The organism is Shewanella loihica PV-4 (assembly GCF_000016065.1).
Classification (GTDB): Bacteria; Pseudomonadota; Gammaproteobacteria; order Enterobacterales; family Shewanellaceae; genus Shewanella; species Shewanella loihica.
This window is the reverse complement of record NC_009092.1, coordinates 1245119-1259188: the sequence shown is the minus strand read 5'-3', so window position 1 is coordinate 1259188 and position 14070 is coordinate 1245119. Positions and strand designations below refer to the sequence as shown.

General features: G+C 51.4%; 11 protein-coding genes. 6 read left to right on the top strand and 5 right to left on the bottom strand.

Annotated elements, in window-relative coordinates:
* The first annotated feature begins 274 nt into the window (after window positions 1-274).
* The 5 genes from SHEW_RS05620 to SHEW_RS05600 all read left to right on the top strand — a co-directional run bounded on the left by SHEW_RS05620 (window position 275) and on the right by SHEW_RS05600 (window position 7294).
* The gene (locus tag SHEW_RS05620; RefSeq protein WP_011864895.1) at window positions 275-2641 is read left to right on the top strand and encodes a phosphoketolase family protein; all 2367 of its coding nucleotides are present in this window, start codon (window positions 275-277) and stop codon (window positions 2639-2641) included.
* Between the two features lie 247 nt (window positions 2642-2888).
* Complete coding sequence (locus tag SHEW_RS05615) at window positions 2889-3992, top strand: OmpA family protein (RefSeq protein WP_011864894.1); 1104 nt, start codon at window positions 2889-2891, stop codon at window positions 3990-3992.
* Between the two features lie 273 nt (window positions 3993-4265).
* Complete coding sequence (gene tal, locus SHEW_RS05610) at window positions 4266-5222, top strand: transaldolase (RefSeq protein WP_011864893.1); 957 nt, start codon at window positions 4266-4268, stop codon at window positions 5220-5222.
* Between the two features lie 13 nt (window positions 5223-5235).
* On the top strand, window positions 5236-6873 hold the full coding sequence (pgi, locus tag SHEW_RS05605; RefSeq protein ID WP_011864892.1) for a glucose-6-phosphate isomerase: 1638 nt from the start codon (window positions 5236-5238) through the stop codon (window positions 6871-6873).
* A 229-nt stretch (window positions 6874-7102) separates the two neighbouring features.
* On the top strand, window positions 7103-7294 hold the full coding sequence (locus tag SHEW_RS05600; RefSeq protein WP_011864891.1) for a DUF3545 family protein: 192 nt from the start codon (window positions 7103-7105) through the stop codon (window positions 7292-7294).
* A gap of 64 nt (window positions 7295-7358) precedes the next feature.
* Here SHEW_RS05600 and SHEW_RS05595 read toward each other — a convergent pair whose 3' ends face one another.
* From SHEW_RS05595 to SHEW_RS05585, 3 genes are all read right to left on the bottom strand, one after another.
* Window positions 7359-7901: a hemerythrin domain-containing protein gene (locus tag SHEW_RS05595; RefSeq protein WP_011864890.1), complete on the bottom strand. Its 543-nt coding sequence runs from the start codon at window positions 7899-7901 to the stop codon at window positions 7359-7361.
* A 126-nt stretch (window positions 7902-8027) separates the two neighbouring features.
* Entirely contained in the window at window positions 8028-9122 is a 1095-nt protein-coding gene (locus SHEW_RS05590; protein WP_011864889.1) for a response regulator transcription factor, read from the bottom strand.
* The gene (locus tag SHEW_RS05585) at window positions 9119-11143 is read right to left on the bottom strand and encodes a hybrid sensor histidine kinase/response regulator (RefSeq protein WP_223294767.1); all 2025 of its coding nucleotides are present in this window, start codon (window positions 11141-11143) and stop codon (window positions 9119-9121) included. The genes SHEW_RS05590 and SHEW_RS05585 overlap by 4 nt, the downstream gene beginning before the upstream one ends.
* Before the next feature lie 132 nt (window positions 11144-11275).
* Here SHEW_RS05585 and nfo point away from each other — a divergent pair, with 132 nt between their 5' ends.
* Window positions 11276-12127, top strand: coding sequence for a deoxyribonuclease IV (gene nfo / locus SHEW_RS05580; RefSeq protein WP_011864887.1), 852 nt, complete (start codon window positions 11276-11278; stop codon window positions 12125-12127).
* Here nfo and SHEW_RS05575 read toward each other — a convergent pair.
* Window positions 12124-12420 (bottom strand): hypothetical protein, encoded by a 297-nt coding sequence (locus SHEW_RS05575; protein WP_011864886.1) that lies wholly within the window; start codon window positions 12418-12420, stop codon window positions 12124-12126. The genes nfo and SHEW_RS05575 overlap by 4 nt on opposite strands.
* A 358-nt stretch (window positions 12421-12778) precedes the next feature.
* Window positions 12779-14062 (bottom strand): threonine synthase, encoded by a 1284-nt coding sequence (gene thrC, locus SHEW_RS05570; RefSeq protein ID WP_011864885.1) that lies wholly within the window; start codon window positions 14060-14062, stop codon window positions 12779-12781.
* Between the last annotated feature and the right edge of the window lie 8 nt (window positions 14063-14070).

Below are 14070 nucleotides of genomic sequence, written 5' to 3'. Positions count from 1 at the left end.
TTCGACACGCCAAAATAGCATACCATCAAAAAAGCACCATGTGATACAGATCACAGTTACCCATTTACATGACATTGCCATCACGCAATCAGACATAAATAAGCTACTGTATTAACGTAACTAACATGGTGTTTACCACCAAAAATTTAACATTCGGCAAATTTAATGACTTTGCAAAAATAAGATATTGAACACATTTTTGTAATAAAATTACAAATATAGTGCCTCACATGAGCTTTGATTAACTTATTGCTTACTATAAATGGGGTTATTTATGTCACAACAGCAAGAGATCACCGCACTAAAGAAATTTGTAAGAGCGACCAACTTCCTGGCCACCTCGCAAATCTACCTTAAGCAGAACGTACTGCACAAGCGTCCGCTAGAGCATAGCGACATCAAACCCAGACTGCTAGGGCACTGGGGTACTTGTCCAGGTATCAACTTCGTCTACGCTAACGTCAACCGTCTCATCAAGAAAACCAACCGTCCTTTCCTCTACCTTGTCGGCCCAGGCCATGGCTTCCCAGCCGTACAAGCTAACCTGTTTATGGAAGGATCTTTGAGTCATTTCTATCCAGAGACGATTCCGTACAACGAGACAGGTATCGAAGATATCTGTAAGAAATTTTCAGCCGCCTATGGCTACCCTTCTCACGCTAACCCAGAAGCACCGGGTCAGATCCTCGAAGGTGGTGAGCTAGGTTACTCGCTCTCAGTTGCTTGGGGTGCAGTACTGGATAACCCTAACCTCATCGCTACCGTACTTATTGGTGACGGCGAATCAGAAACCGGCCCACTGGCAGCCTCTTGGTATGCTAACCGTCTGGTATCTCCAGCCAACAACGGTGCCGTACTGCCAATCGTTCACATCAACGGCTACAAGATCTCTGGCCCAACCCGTATGGGACGCATGAGCCACGAAGAACTTGAGCTTGAATTTAAAGGCCTTGGCTACCACCCAATCATTGTCGACAGCGACCTTGAAGAAGATGTCTACGTGCAGATGACCAAAGCGATGGATGAATCCTATGCCATGATCGAAGCCATTCAGACCAAGGCACGTAGCGGCGAAGATGTCGTTAAGCCTCGCTGGCCAGTGATTCTGATGCGCACCGCAAAAGGTTGGACAGGCGTTGCCGAAGACAATGGTAAGAAACTAGAAGGCAACTGTGAATCGCACCAAGTTATCGTTAACAAGTGTGCGAAAGACAAACAACACCTTGAAGCCTTAGATCAATGGCTTGCCAGCTACAAGTTCAACGAACTTTATAGCATCAACGAGCAAAACCAGATCGTGTTCGACAAAGACATTCAATCATTGCTCCCACCAAAAGAGCTTTGCTGTGGTCGTCAACACCTGAGCTATGGCGGCGAAGTGGTTCGTTCACTGAACAATCCTAAGCTGGAAGACCTGGCCTACGGTGCAGAAACGCCTAGAGGCCAACGTGGTTACTCTATGCTGAAGATGGGTCAATGGATGCGTGATGCATTCAAGCTCAACAGAGACCAACGCAACCTGCGTATCTTCAGCCCTGACGAAACCTACTCTAACCAGCTGCAAGCTGTGTTTGAAGAGACAGATCGTGCATGGCAATGGCCTATCGAAAGCTGGGACGAAGATATGTCTCGCGACGGTCGCGTACTTGAGCTGCTATCTGAGAACCTGCTGTTCGGCATGCTACACGGCTACACAGTAACGGGTCGTCACGGCATGTTCCCAACTTATGAGTCATTCTCACAGGTGGTCTCCTCTATGGCAGACCAATACTGTAAGTATGTCTATGCGAGCCAAGGCGTACACTTCCGTAAGCCAGTGCCCGCTTGTAACGTCGTGCTCTCTTCACTGCTGGAGCGCCAAGACCACAACGGTTATTCTCACCAGAACCCTTCTTTCCTAGGGGCTATGCTTGAGAAACACCCAGAGATCATCTCGGCTTATCTGCCAGCAGATGCTAACTCGACACTGGTTTACACAGAGCGTGCCTTCGCCGATCGCGATAAACTCAACATCATCGCCGCCGGTAAGAAAGAGTTGCCACAATGGCTAACTTTGGACGAAGCCCGTCAACAGGCTAAAGATGGTGTCATGGTGTGGGACTTCGCCTCAGATGAAAACCCAGACGTAGTACTGGCAGGCTGTGGTGACTATGTGACCCAGGAATGTATGGCCTCCCTGGTCATCCTGCGTGAACTACTACCAAGAGTCCGCGTCCGCTTCGTCAGCGTAACCGAGCTAACCAGCAGCGGTCTGGGTAGCCGTAAGTTCCAAAGCAAGCCTTGGATGATGGATGAGATCTTCACCGCCGATAAGGGTGTGGTCTTCAACTACCACGGTTATCCAAACACCATCAAGAAACTGGTATTCGATTACAAAGGTAGCCACAGATTCCGCATCAAGGGCTATGAAGAGGAAGGTTCAACCACTACGCCATTCGACATGGGTGTGCGCAACGGTACTTCTCGCTACCACCTGGTTATCGATATGGCTTACAAGCTATTCCAACAAGGTGTGATCGACGAGACACAACACGTTGCCATCACCACTGACATGCTACAACGTCTGGTTGACCACCGTAACTACATCAAGGCAAACGGTGTCGACCCAGAAAACATCGAAAACTGGATCTGGACACGTTAAGAATAGATTAACGCTACGTTAATTATTCTACTAGAAAAAAGGCGATTCCTAGCGGAAACGCCTTTTTTATTGTCAAGTGGCCAATGATCCTAAAAAAAATGCCTGTTTATCATGGCAATTTCTATATTCACGTAAGATAATACAGAGGCTAGCGATAATATCTAAGGAGTCCCCCCACAAAGTGCTGGCATGTTTTTACAGGATAAAAACAGCATGGGGGAAGATAGTAAAACAAAGGAATTGGAAAATGATGAACAATACATTGAAAGCTATTCTGCTTACATCAATGCTCCCATTTGCAGCCAATGCAGCACAAGAACTCACCCCTTGGTATGTCGGTGGCGGTTTAGGCGTTAACAACTACGAGCCTAACTGCGATCAGAAGACCATGAAGCAGTGTGGTGAAGACGATCCTTATGCTTGGGACGTATTTGGTGGTTACCTCTTTAACGACTATTTCGGTGTCGAGCTAGGCTATCGTGACCTGGGCCGTGCCGAGTGGGTCGACTATGCCAACAAACTTAACGACGTCGGTGCTCGCGGTATGACACTTGGCCTGGTAGGTTTCTGGCCATTTGCCGACCGTTGGAGCCTGTCTGCCGAAGCGGGTGCAATGAACTACCTACTGTCAAACAACAAACAGTGGGGTAGCGAGTACTACAGCGACAGCGGTGTTGCACCTTACTTTGGTGCGGGTATCGGCTACAACTTCACCGACAACCTCAAGCTGCAAGCCAAGTATCGTCGTTATGAGAATCTCGACGAAGACAAGTGGAACACACTTGATATGGAAAGCAACTACTGGGGTCTTGAGCTGAGCTACCGCTTCGGTCGCGCAGCACCAGCCGCTGTAGCAGCACCTGTGGTTGTTGCACCAAAAGATTCAGACAACGACGGTGTGACTGACGACAAAGACCAATGTGCCAACACACCAAGCAACCACAAGGTTGATGCCAATGGTTGTACGGTTTACCGCGAAGTCACCGAAAAGCATGAACTGGGTTCAATTCGCTTTGCCAACAACTCAGCCGTGGTGAACTCTGCGTCTTACGGTCAAATCGAAAAGTTGGCCAACTACATGAACCAAAACCCACGCGCAACCGTGTTGATCGGTGGTCACGCCTCTAACGTAGGTAACCCAGACTACAACATGGATCTGTCAGAGCGTCGTGCCAATGCCGTTGCCGAACTGCTGGTTAGCAAGTACGGTATCAGCCAAGATCGCGTCAGCGCTAAAGGTTACGGTATCACTCAGCCTCTGATCGAAGGCAAAAGCGCCGAAGCCAACAAGGCTAACCGCCGCATCGAAGCCCACGTCACTGGCGTGCGTAAAGAGCCGGTTCTAAAGTAAGTCTTTACGATTAACTTAATGATCGACCTCACTAAAAATCGCTGCTTAGGCAGCGATTTTTTTTCCTGTCATAATTTAATGGTTATACTCTAAGTCCGTTTAGCACAAGCATCAGCCTCACTAATCGGCGACGGCTAAAATGCCTTTTACTGATATTTAGCAACTTTTCTGTAATTTTTTTTCATTCACGGTTGGAAATATCGGCAAAATCGCGTCTAATAGCCGTTAGTAAACCACACACTTAAGCTGCTTCTTAAGAAGGATGTAATTTTCATGGCTAATACACTAGAGCAATTCAAATCTATCACTACCATAGTTGCCGATACCGGTGACATCGAAGCCATCAAGCGTTATCAACCACAAGACGCCACCACCAACCCCTCTCTTATCCTAAAAGCAGCCCAAATTCCTGAATACAAGCACCTGATTGCCAATGCCATCGAATGGGCCAAGGCGCAGAGTGACGATCTGGCTCAGCAGGTCGAAGATGCCGGTGACAAGCTGGCGGTCAATATAGGCCTGGAGATCCTAAAGATTGTTCCTGGTCGCATCTCTACCGAGGTGGACGCTCGCCTTTCGTTCGACAAGGCTGGCTCTATCGAGAAGGCGCATAAACTGATCAAGCTCTATGAAGAAGCCGGCATAGACAAGTCTCGTATCCTGATCAAACTCGCCTCAACCTGGGAAGGGATCTGCGCCGCCAAAGAGCTGGAAAAAGAAGGCATCAACTGTAACCTAACGCTACTCTTCTGTTTTGCCCAGGCCAGAGCCTGTGCCGAAGCCGGTGTTTACCTGATCTCGCCTTTCGTCGGCCGTATTCTCGATTGGTACAAGAAAGACACTGGCTTAGAGTACAGCGCCGCAGAAGATCCAGGCGTTGTCTCAGTCACCAACATCTACAACTACTACAAGCGTCACGGCTACAAGACGGTTGTGATGGGCGCCAGCTTCCGTAACACGGGAGAAATCATCGAACTGGCAGGCTGTGACCGTCTAACTATCGGCCCTGCGCTGCTTGAAGAGATGGCCAACAGCGACACACCAGTCGTGCAAAAACTACAGGCCGCCAATGAAGTGGTCGCTCCTGGTGCAGCACTGAGCGAAGCCGAGTTCCGTTGGGAATTCAACCAAGATGCGATGGCGGTAGAGAAACTGGCCGAAGGTATCCGCAATTTTGCCATCGATCAGGGCAAACTTGAAACCATGCTAAAAGCAGAACTCGAAGCCTAAGGGAATAGATGTCATGACTAAGCTTACTCAGCAAGACGCATGGGCCCAGCTCGAGGCACAAGCCGCGAAGCTGCCACACATGCGCGAGCTATTTGAGGCCGATCCCCAGCGCTTTGACAAGATGTCACTGTCCGCCTGCGGCCTGCTGCTGGACTACTCCAAGAACCGGGCGGATGAGCAGACGCTTGAGCAGCTGTTTAAACTGGCTAAATCTGCCGGTCTAAGCGATAAGATCCACGCCATGTTCGATGGCGAGATCATCAACAACACCGAAAAGCGCGCCGTGCTGCACACGGCCCTCAGAGCCGAGGCCGACGAGGTTATTTTGGTCGATGGCCAGAATATCGTTCCCGAGGTAAAACAGACTCAGGCCAAGATGGCCAAATTTGTCGAGGCAGTCACCTCTGGCGAGTGGAAGGGCTACACGGGCAAGGCGATCACAGATATCGTGAGCATAGGCATTGGTGGCTCCTTCCTGGGCCCTAAGATAGTTACTCAGGCCCTGAGACCATACTGGAATCCGGCGCTCAAGTGTCACTTTGTCGCCAACGTCGATGCCACCTCACTGTGTGAGAAGCTGCGTCTGGTGGATCCGGAAACCACACTATTCGTGATGTCGTCTAAGTCTTTTGGCACCCAAGAGACGCTGACCAACACCCTGAGTGCCAAGGCCTGGTTCCTGAAAAATGGCGGTACCCAAGTAGACATCGCCAAGCATTTCGTTGCCGTCACCTCAAACGTGGCCAAGGCGACCGAATTCGGCATGGATGCGGACAACATCTTCCCTATGTGGGATTGGGTGGGCGGTCGTTATTCACTCTGGTCGGCCATAGGTCTGCCTATCGCCCTGTTGATCGGTATGGATAACTTCTACCAGCTGCTGGCGGGCGCCAAGTCGATGGACAAGCATTTTGTCGAGGCACCGCTCGAACAGAATATGCCGGTGATCATGGGGCTGTTTTCCCTGCTCTATGGCAACTTCTACCAGGCGCAGTCCCATGTGGTATTGACCTATGATCATTACCTCAGAGGCCTGCCGGCGTACTTCCAACAGCTGGACATGGAGAGTAACGGTAAATCTGTCACCCTCAATGGCGACAACGTCGACCATGCAACCGGCCCTGTGATCTGGGGCGGCGAAGGCACCAATGGTCAACACGCCTATCACCAGTTGTTACACCAAGGCACGGCACTGATCCCGGCAGACTTTATTCTGCCACTGCAGAGCCATAACCCGCTCGGCGAACATCATGTGCAGCTGGCCTCCAACTGTTTTGGCCAGACTCAGGCACTGATGCAAGGCAGAACCTTCGATGAGGCACTCGCCGAACTCGACGGCAGCTCACAGAGCCAGGAAGAGAAGGCACTGATCGCTAAGCACAAGGTGATGGAAGGCAATAAGCCAAGCAACACCCTGCTGATGGACAAGCTGACTCCGGAAACTCTGGGTGCCTTGATCGCCCTGTACGAGCATAGAACCTTCGTTCAAGGCGCGATATGGGACATCAACTCCTTCGACCAATGGGGCGTCGAACTGGGCAAGACCCTAGGCAACGATGTGCTCGCACGTCTGCAGAGCGATGAAGAGGCTAAGGCGCTAGACGCCTCCAGCAACGCCCTCATCAATCTCTTTAGACGCGGCCACCTTTAAGCCTGCAACCTTAGCCGATTAAAAAAGCCAGTTTTCACTGGCTTTTTTATTATCTGCAGTAATATCCACCAGCAAGCTTATGCTTTCGCCCATACAGCGGGCAAAAAACCACCTGCCGCGCCATAAATGATTCACCCAGACTTAACATTATTGAAACATTTTTCTTGCACCATAAATTGGAAGTGTGATATTTAATTGTTGAGAAAAAATACAACAACAGGAGGTTGCCATGAATCGCTTAGATTATGGTAGTGCGCTAGATGATACCGTCATTGAAAGACCCAACAGTCGTTCGCGAAGCTCCAACAAGAAGCGAAAATGGCGTGAGATAGAGGCTATCAAAGAGAAACAGCGTTTGATTAAAGAGCTTCAGGATATCGACAGCAGTTTCGAATACGACTTAGATAACCTTCTGATGTAAATAAACAATAAAAATAGCGCCTTAGGCGCTATTTTTGTATCTATAGGTTGTTAGTGATTTGCTGTTAGTCATCGGCCTTGGCCAGATACTCTTTTAACTCTTCGAAGAGTAGGTTGTCGTCATCGCTAAATAATGGGTCGCAGATCAACTTCTCCTGGCATCTGTCTGCCACCTCCTGCCACTGAGCCTCTGTCATCCCCGCCTCCCAGATGGGGAACAACTTACCCTCTTCATACATCATGTGATTGCGCTGCGCCTCGACATACTCCTTCAGGGCCTGGCTCAAGGTTTCATTCTGTACCGGGACGTCACTTAAGATAAGGTTTAGGGTAGACATCAAGCTGGTTGAGCTTTCGATCAGGTTATGGTGCTCTTCCCCCAACTGCTTCTCCAAGGCCTCCTCGGGATGGGTCTGAATATAGAATTCGTTGATCAGATCCTCGAGCGGGTGATGACTATGCTCGGCATAGCTCTGCATATATTCGACGATATCTCGGATCAGATTAAAGTTGACGGCCTCGCCATGTTGCAGCCGCTGCTGCTTATTTTTAAGAATATTTAACAGTATCGCGATATGTTTATGGTCATTATGAAGTCTCGCTAACATCGTCACCTCCAACCTTCTAGACGCCTTTAGTTACTATAGTAAATTGTTGAACTTTTACTCACACTAATATGTAAGCCGTCATGATGACGTGACTCAGATCAAGAAAAACGAACATAAAATAATCACTTAAGATACGCTTCCCCCGAGCACGTCCATCACCTTGCCCAGCGCAGATTGCAGACGGGTAAAGGCCTCGGAGGCCGATTTCACCTCCTTCAGATTACGCTCGATAAGCGCCGTAAAATAATCTTCCTGCTCTATGGTCATGTCCAGCACATGGAAGCTGCCACGGATCTCTGTGGTCATGTTAATGAGCGCCGCACTAAATTTCTCATCATGCTCTAGGGTCGCGACGTTGATATCGCCGATAAGCGATTCGATGTCGAGAAACACCTGTGTCAGCGTCTGCTGTCGACTGATATCCAAGACGCGCGCCTCCAGCCCTTCGACCACCACGGCGATGATATCTCTCAGCCTGCCGTAGAGAACCTCATCGTTTATCGGCATATTCTTGATCAAGAAGGAGACATGCTTGTCGTTGCAGATGGTGCGGCAGCCAAAATCATACAGGCGGCCATGTTTATCCAGCAGCTCTAAAATATTCGACTCGATGGGGCTGATGGCGGCATGCCTGGGAGCAAAATACTCCACGTTTTCCCCACGTATCTCCAGGCAGGTGTTGAGATTAAGCTGCTGCATCAGGTCAAAAAAGGCATCCGCTAGGGTCTGATGATCGTTACAGAGAAAACATTGACGGAAGAACTGCAGCACACAGCCATACTGTGACGACTCAGTCATCGACTGAAAGGCCATGTTGCGCGAGACAGATTCCGCCTGGATCAGCTCCCGCTGCTTCATCACATAGTGAGCGACGCTGTGCACCTTGGCCAGCAACTCCTTGAGCTCAAACGGCTTGGCGATGAAATCCACCGCATTCACCTCATAGGCCTTGAGACGCTCCTCCAGGGTATTCATCCCAGAGACAAACAGCACGGCCACCTCTTGGTTGCTGGCCTGTAGCTCACGGCATAGGGTGATGCCATCGGTATCGGGCAGGTTGATATCCATCAGCAGCAGATCCGGCTTCTGGGTTTGCAGAGCGACGCGAAAATCCGCCGCGCCATAGAAGGGGCTCACCTTGAACTCATCTTGCAACATCTCGACGATCAACTCGCAGTAATCCCTGTCATCGTCTACAACCCAAATCTCCATGTTGTTCATCGCAATTCTCCTTGTACAAACTCAATCCCTATCTCTTCGAGGCCACGTACGAAGGCGCGGATATCGAAGGGTTTCTGCAGCACCTGAAACGGCAGATCTTCCCGACTGCTGATGCCGACATCGCCGACATAGCCTGAGATCAGCAGCACAGGAATCGTTCGATGCACGCTCAAGTCGGTCACCAGCTCATAGCCGTTAATGCCCCCCGGCATCAAGAGATCTGAGATGATGAGGTCTATATTATCTATACCATCCTTAAACTGCTCCTTGACCAGCAGAGGATCCGTATAGGCCAGCACCTCCATCCCCATCATCTGACAGTAATCGCACAGCACCTCGAGCAGATCCGGCTCATCATCGACGATAAGCACCTTGATGGGGTGCGCGACCTTGGGATACTCAAGCGGACTGTGCTGGCGCTCAATCTGCCGCTCGACTGGCTTGATGGCCGGAAACCAAAGGCGGATCTCAGTGCCATCAGCACCCGTGCGCATGATGCTCATATATCCGTTGGAGCGTTTGACGAAGCCATACACCATGGAGAGCCCGAGCCCGGTCCCCTTGCTCTTATCTTTGGTGGTAAAAAATGGCTCGAAGATCTTATCCAGCAGGTTATCTGGGATCCCTCCGCCCTGATCGATCACCGACACCCAGACATAATCCCGGTTATCTGTGCTGACGGTATTGCCCACGCCGGGAAGATAGCCAGACAGATACTGCTCACCGGTCACTATGGTGATCTGTCCTTCCCCATGCATGGCATCTTTGGCATTCAGCACCAGATTGATCAGCGCATCTTCGAGGTCGCCGCGATCGACACAGATATCCCGCATCGATGGCTGGGGCTGAATGTTGAGGCTCACCTGGGTGGTTAAGGATTTTTCCAGCAGCTCCTCCAAGCTCTGCAGCACCTCGTTGACCTGCACCGGCTGAGCACTGAACTGCTCCTGCCTGGAAAACTGCAGCAGACGCCGCGTCAGGTCGGTTCCGCGCTGACAGGCCTTGAGCGCCGTGGCCAGATAGCGGGCGATAGACTCATCCTTGCCCTTAAGCTCCATCAGCTCCAGGTTGCCCTTGAGCACACCTAAGATGTTGTTGAAATCGTGGGCCACGCCCCCTACCAGCTGACCCATGGCCTGCATTTTCTGGGTGCGGGCCATGGTATTTTGCATCAGCTTCTGCTCCGTGATGTCCCGGCCCACTAGGGTAAACAGGCTGCCATCTTCATACTGCTCGTTGAGGGCAATTAGATGGGTATGCAGGATCACCTTCTCCCCCGTGGCGGTAGAGCAGACCAGCTCGCCGGTAAACTCAAGGCGCAGCTCAATCGCCTCCAGCAGTTCCAGCGCCTTATCGTCCTGATCGCCGAAGAAGAGCTCGATCGACTTGCCAATAAGCTGACTGCGCGGATATTGGCTGATGGCGGTCGCCGCCGCATTGGCATACATGATCACCGGTGCCATCCCCTTCTGACGCGACGCAACTACTATCATATCTTCGCTATTACTGACGATAGACTGGTACATCTGGGTGTCGATAGACTTGATGATCTGCGCGTTACGGCTCTGCTGCCAATCCTGGCTCTGCTGCAGCAACATGCCGCTGATGCTGTCGGCAATGAAGGTCTGATAGGAGGTGAGAAACGACAGCCAGCCCTTGCCCGGGCGATAGAAAAAGATATTGACGTCGAGCCCCTCGATGGGCCAAACCACGAAGCGTTGCCACTGGTGTGCCCCCCGCTGGCCATCCAGCAGCGGCCAGTCTTTCACCTGTCGCCACAGGGTGATATAACGCATGGAATCCCGACACCAGCAGGTCACATCGGCCGGCATCTCGTCGCTGGCCAGCAGGCGACGGGAGAGAATCATCACAGATTCGGCGCCGCTGCTATCGGCCAGGATACGACACAGGGGCAAGAGCACATCGTCACCGCGAATAAACTGTCCCTGTAACTTCCCCAGTTGGGCGATCAAGGCCGGGCCAAAGTCCATAAATTCAGATTGAGAGAGATCCTTAAACACGCTAGAGTCCATTCCACTATTGAAAAATGAAGAAGTCGGGCGAAATGCCTTTCATTGAGCATAGTCCAGCTTAGGAAAATCGCTCAAAATACCGATAAAATTTATAAACTTGTTTAAAGTTAGTGAGGAAAAATGCCAGACACTCATTGGGTCGGTGCCCATGTTAGCGCCGCCGGCGGTATCGCCAACGCGCCGCTGAACGCACAGAAGATAGGTGCCAATGCCTTCGCGCTGTTCACCAAGAATCAGAGACGCTGGCAGTCAGCACCGCTCTGCCCTTCGCAGATTGATGCCTTCAAGGCCAACTGCGAGCAGGCCAACATTCACCCCGATGCCATTCTGCCCCACGACAGCTACCTGATTAATCTTGGCCACCCAGATGAGGAGCAGCTAGCGCGCTCGCGAGAAGCCTTTCTCGACGAGATGCAGCGCTGCGAACAGATGGGATTGACCCTGCTCAACTTTCATCCCGGCAGTCATCTCAACAAGATAGGCATAGACGAGTGCCTGGCCCGCATCAGCGAATCGATCAACCTAGCACTGGACAAGACCCAAGGCGTCAGCGCCATCATAGAAAACACCGCAGGCCAGGGGTCAAACCTGGGCCATAGCTTCGAGCAGCTGGCACAGATCATCGACAAAGTAGAAGATAAGAGCCGGGTCGGTGTCTGTATCGACACCTGCCACATGTTTGCCGCCGGCTACGATTTAACCACTCTCGAGGCCTGCGAGGAGAGCTTCGGCCAATTTGATGCCATAGTGGGTAACCATTACCTTAAGGCGATGCACCTCAACGACAGCAAGACACCGCTTAATAGCCGGGTCGACAGGCACCACTCCCTCGGCGCCGGTTATATCGGTATGGATGCCTTTAGCTATATCATGAAACATCCGGCGACCAGGCAGATCCCCCTCATATTAGAAACGATAGAACCTGAGATCTGGCCCCAAGAGATCAACTGGCTACGTAGCCAGACACGCTAAAGCAGGCACTTGTAGACCACAGCAATCACCCTGACCTGATTATCCCTGTCGAAGTGATCTTCTTGTAGCCAAACGATATGAGTGCCCTGTAGGGCTTCGCCTTGCTGCTTAGCATTATCCTGCGCCGCCCTCAGCGGCGCCTCCCCTCTGCCGATCCCTGTCACCATGGCAAAGCTATCGCAATGGGTCACCTCGAAATCATAGGCCTCATTGATTCGTGAATAGAGCTGTGGCTCATTTGAGGCGCAGGCTGTCAGTAAACAAAGGCCAGGTAAAATCACTCTAAGATGCAACACGTCACGGCTCTGTCAAATAATGGCTAAAGAAAAAGGCCTGTAAGATAAGTGATTTAGTAGAGCTTGGTTGTGATAATCATCACGCCGGTCTCAAGGTCATTGATACATTTGGCAACCTAGGTAATGGACGCGATTCGATGCAAACGCCTTGCTGATAATGCTAATAAAATACGGCGCGGAGGTTAGCAGCTGCCCCATCTAAACAACCAAATTGAAACAACTGGATTGAAACAACTGGATAGAAACAGCCTAATTGAACTAAAAAGCTGTGCTAAAAGATAAAGCAGACAGAAGCGGGCATAAAAAAGCCAAAGCATTATCGCCTTGGCTTTAAGCATGAATAACCAGGTAGAAGCTAAGCCAAGGTCTCAAACAGGTGAGCCTTAAGGCGGGCAAAATCGGCAGGCAGTTCGGCCGACAGGATAGGCTTATCCTTCACCGCTTGTAGCTCAGGCGGCAGCTCAAGCTCGATAGCCAGCGCCTGCTCCACCACCTCTTTAAACTTGGCCGGATGGGCCGTACCGAGGAAGATCCCCTGCTCATCGGCCGACATGGTTAACGACAGCGCCTTAGCGGCGATGGCCGCGTGAGGCTCGGATAGATAACCGCCGCAATAGAGCTCATCCAACGCCTCCACGGTATCTTGCTCGGAGAGACCAACGCCCACCAGTTCGCTCAGTGGCCAGTTCATCACCTCCATGATGGTCTCAACCCTGGGCCAGTTGCTCGGCTCGGCCACGTCCATGGCATTAGAGAGGGTCGCGACGGTTGCCTTAGGCGACCACTGACCATCGGCCAGATAGCGCGGCACAGTATCGTTACTGTTGGTGGCCGCCACGAAACGCTTCACCGGCAGTCCCATCGCCTTGGCAAATAGGCCAGCCGTCAGGTTGCCGAAATTACCGCTGGGCACGGCGATCACAGGATCGCCTTGATTGGTCTGTTTAAACTGGGCTACCGCCTCGAAGTAGTAGCAGATCTGCGCCAGCAAGCGGCTGATGTTGATAGAGTTTGCCGAGTTAAGATGCAGGCCGTCACGCACATCGCTGTCTTCGAAGGCGGCCTTAACCATATCCTGACAGGCATCGAAATCACTCTCCACCGCCACGGTATGAATATTATCGCCCAAGGTGGTAAACATCTTCTCCTGTAGCAGGCTGATCTTGCCCTTTGGATAGAGCACTACCACCTGCACCTTATCCAGCCCGTAGAAGGCATCGGCAACGGCGGCGCCGGTATCACCCGAGGTGGCGGTCAATATGGTGAGTTTATCTTCCTGGGCCAGGCTATTGAGGCACTGGGCCATGAAGCGGGCGCCGAAGTCTTTAAATGCCAGGGTCGGGCCATGGAATAGCTCCAGGCAGAAACGTCTGTCATCGGCCTTGGTCAGCGGCAGCTCAAAATTAAAGGCGCGCTCCACCAGGCCATCCACCATCTCCTGACCCAGTTCGTCTGCCAACCAGGCCCCCAAAACCGCCTTAGAACGCTCGACAAAGTCCATCGCCAGCAGCGCATCGACATTATCTAACTTGGGGATAGAGACAGGGAAAAACAAGCCACGATCTTTCCCCAGGCCCAGCTTAACCGCCTGAGTGAAACTAACCTTCTGTGAGGGGTGCTTTAAGTTATAGAGTTCCATCTTGATCC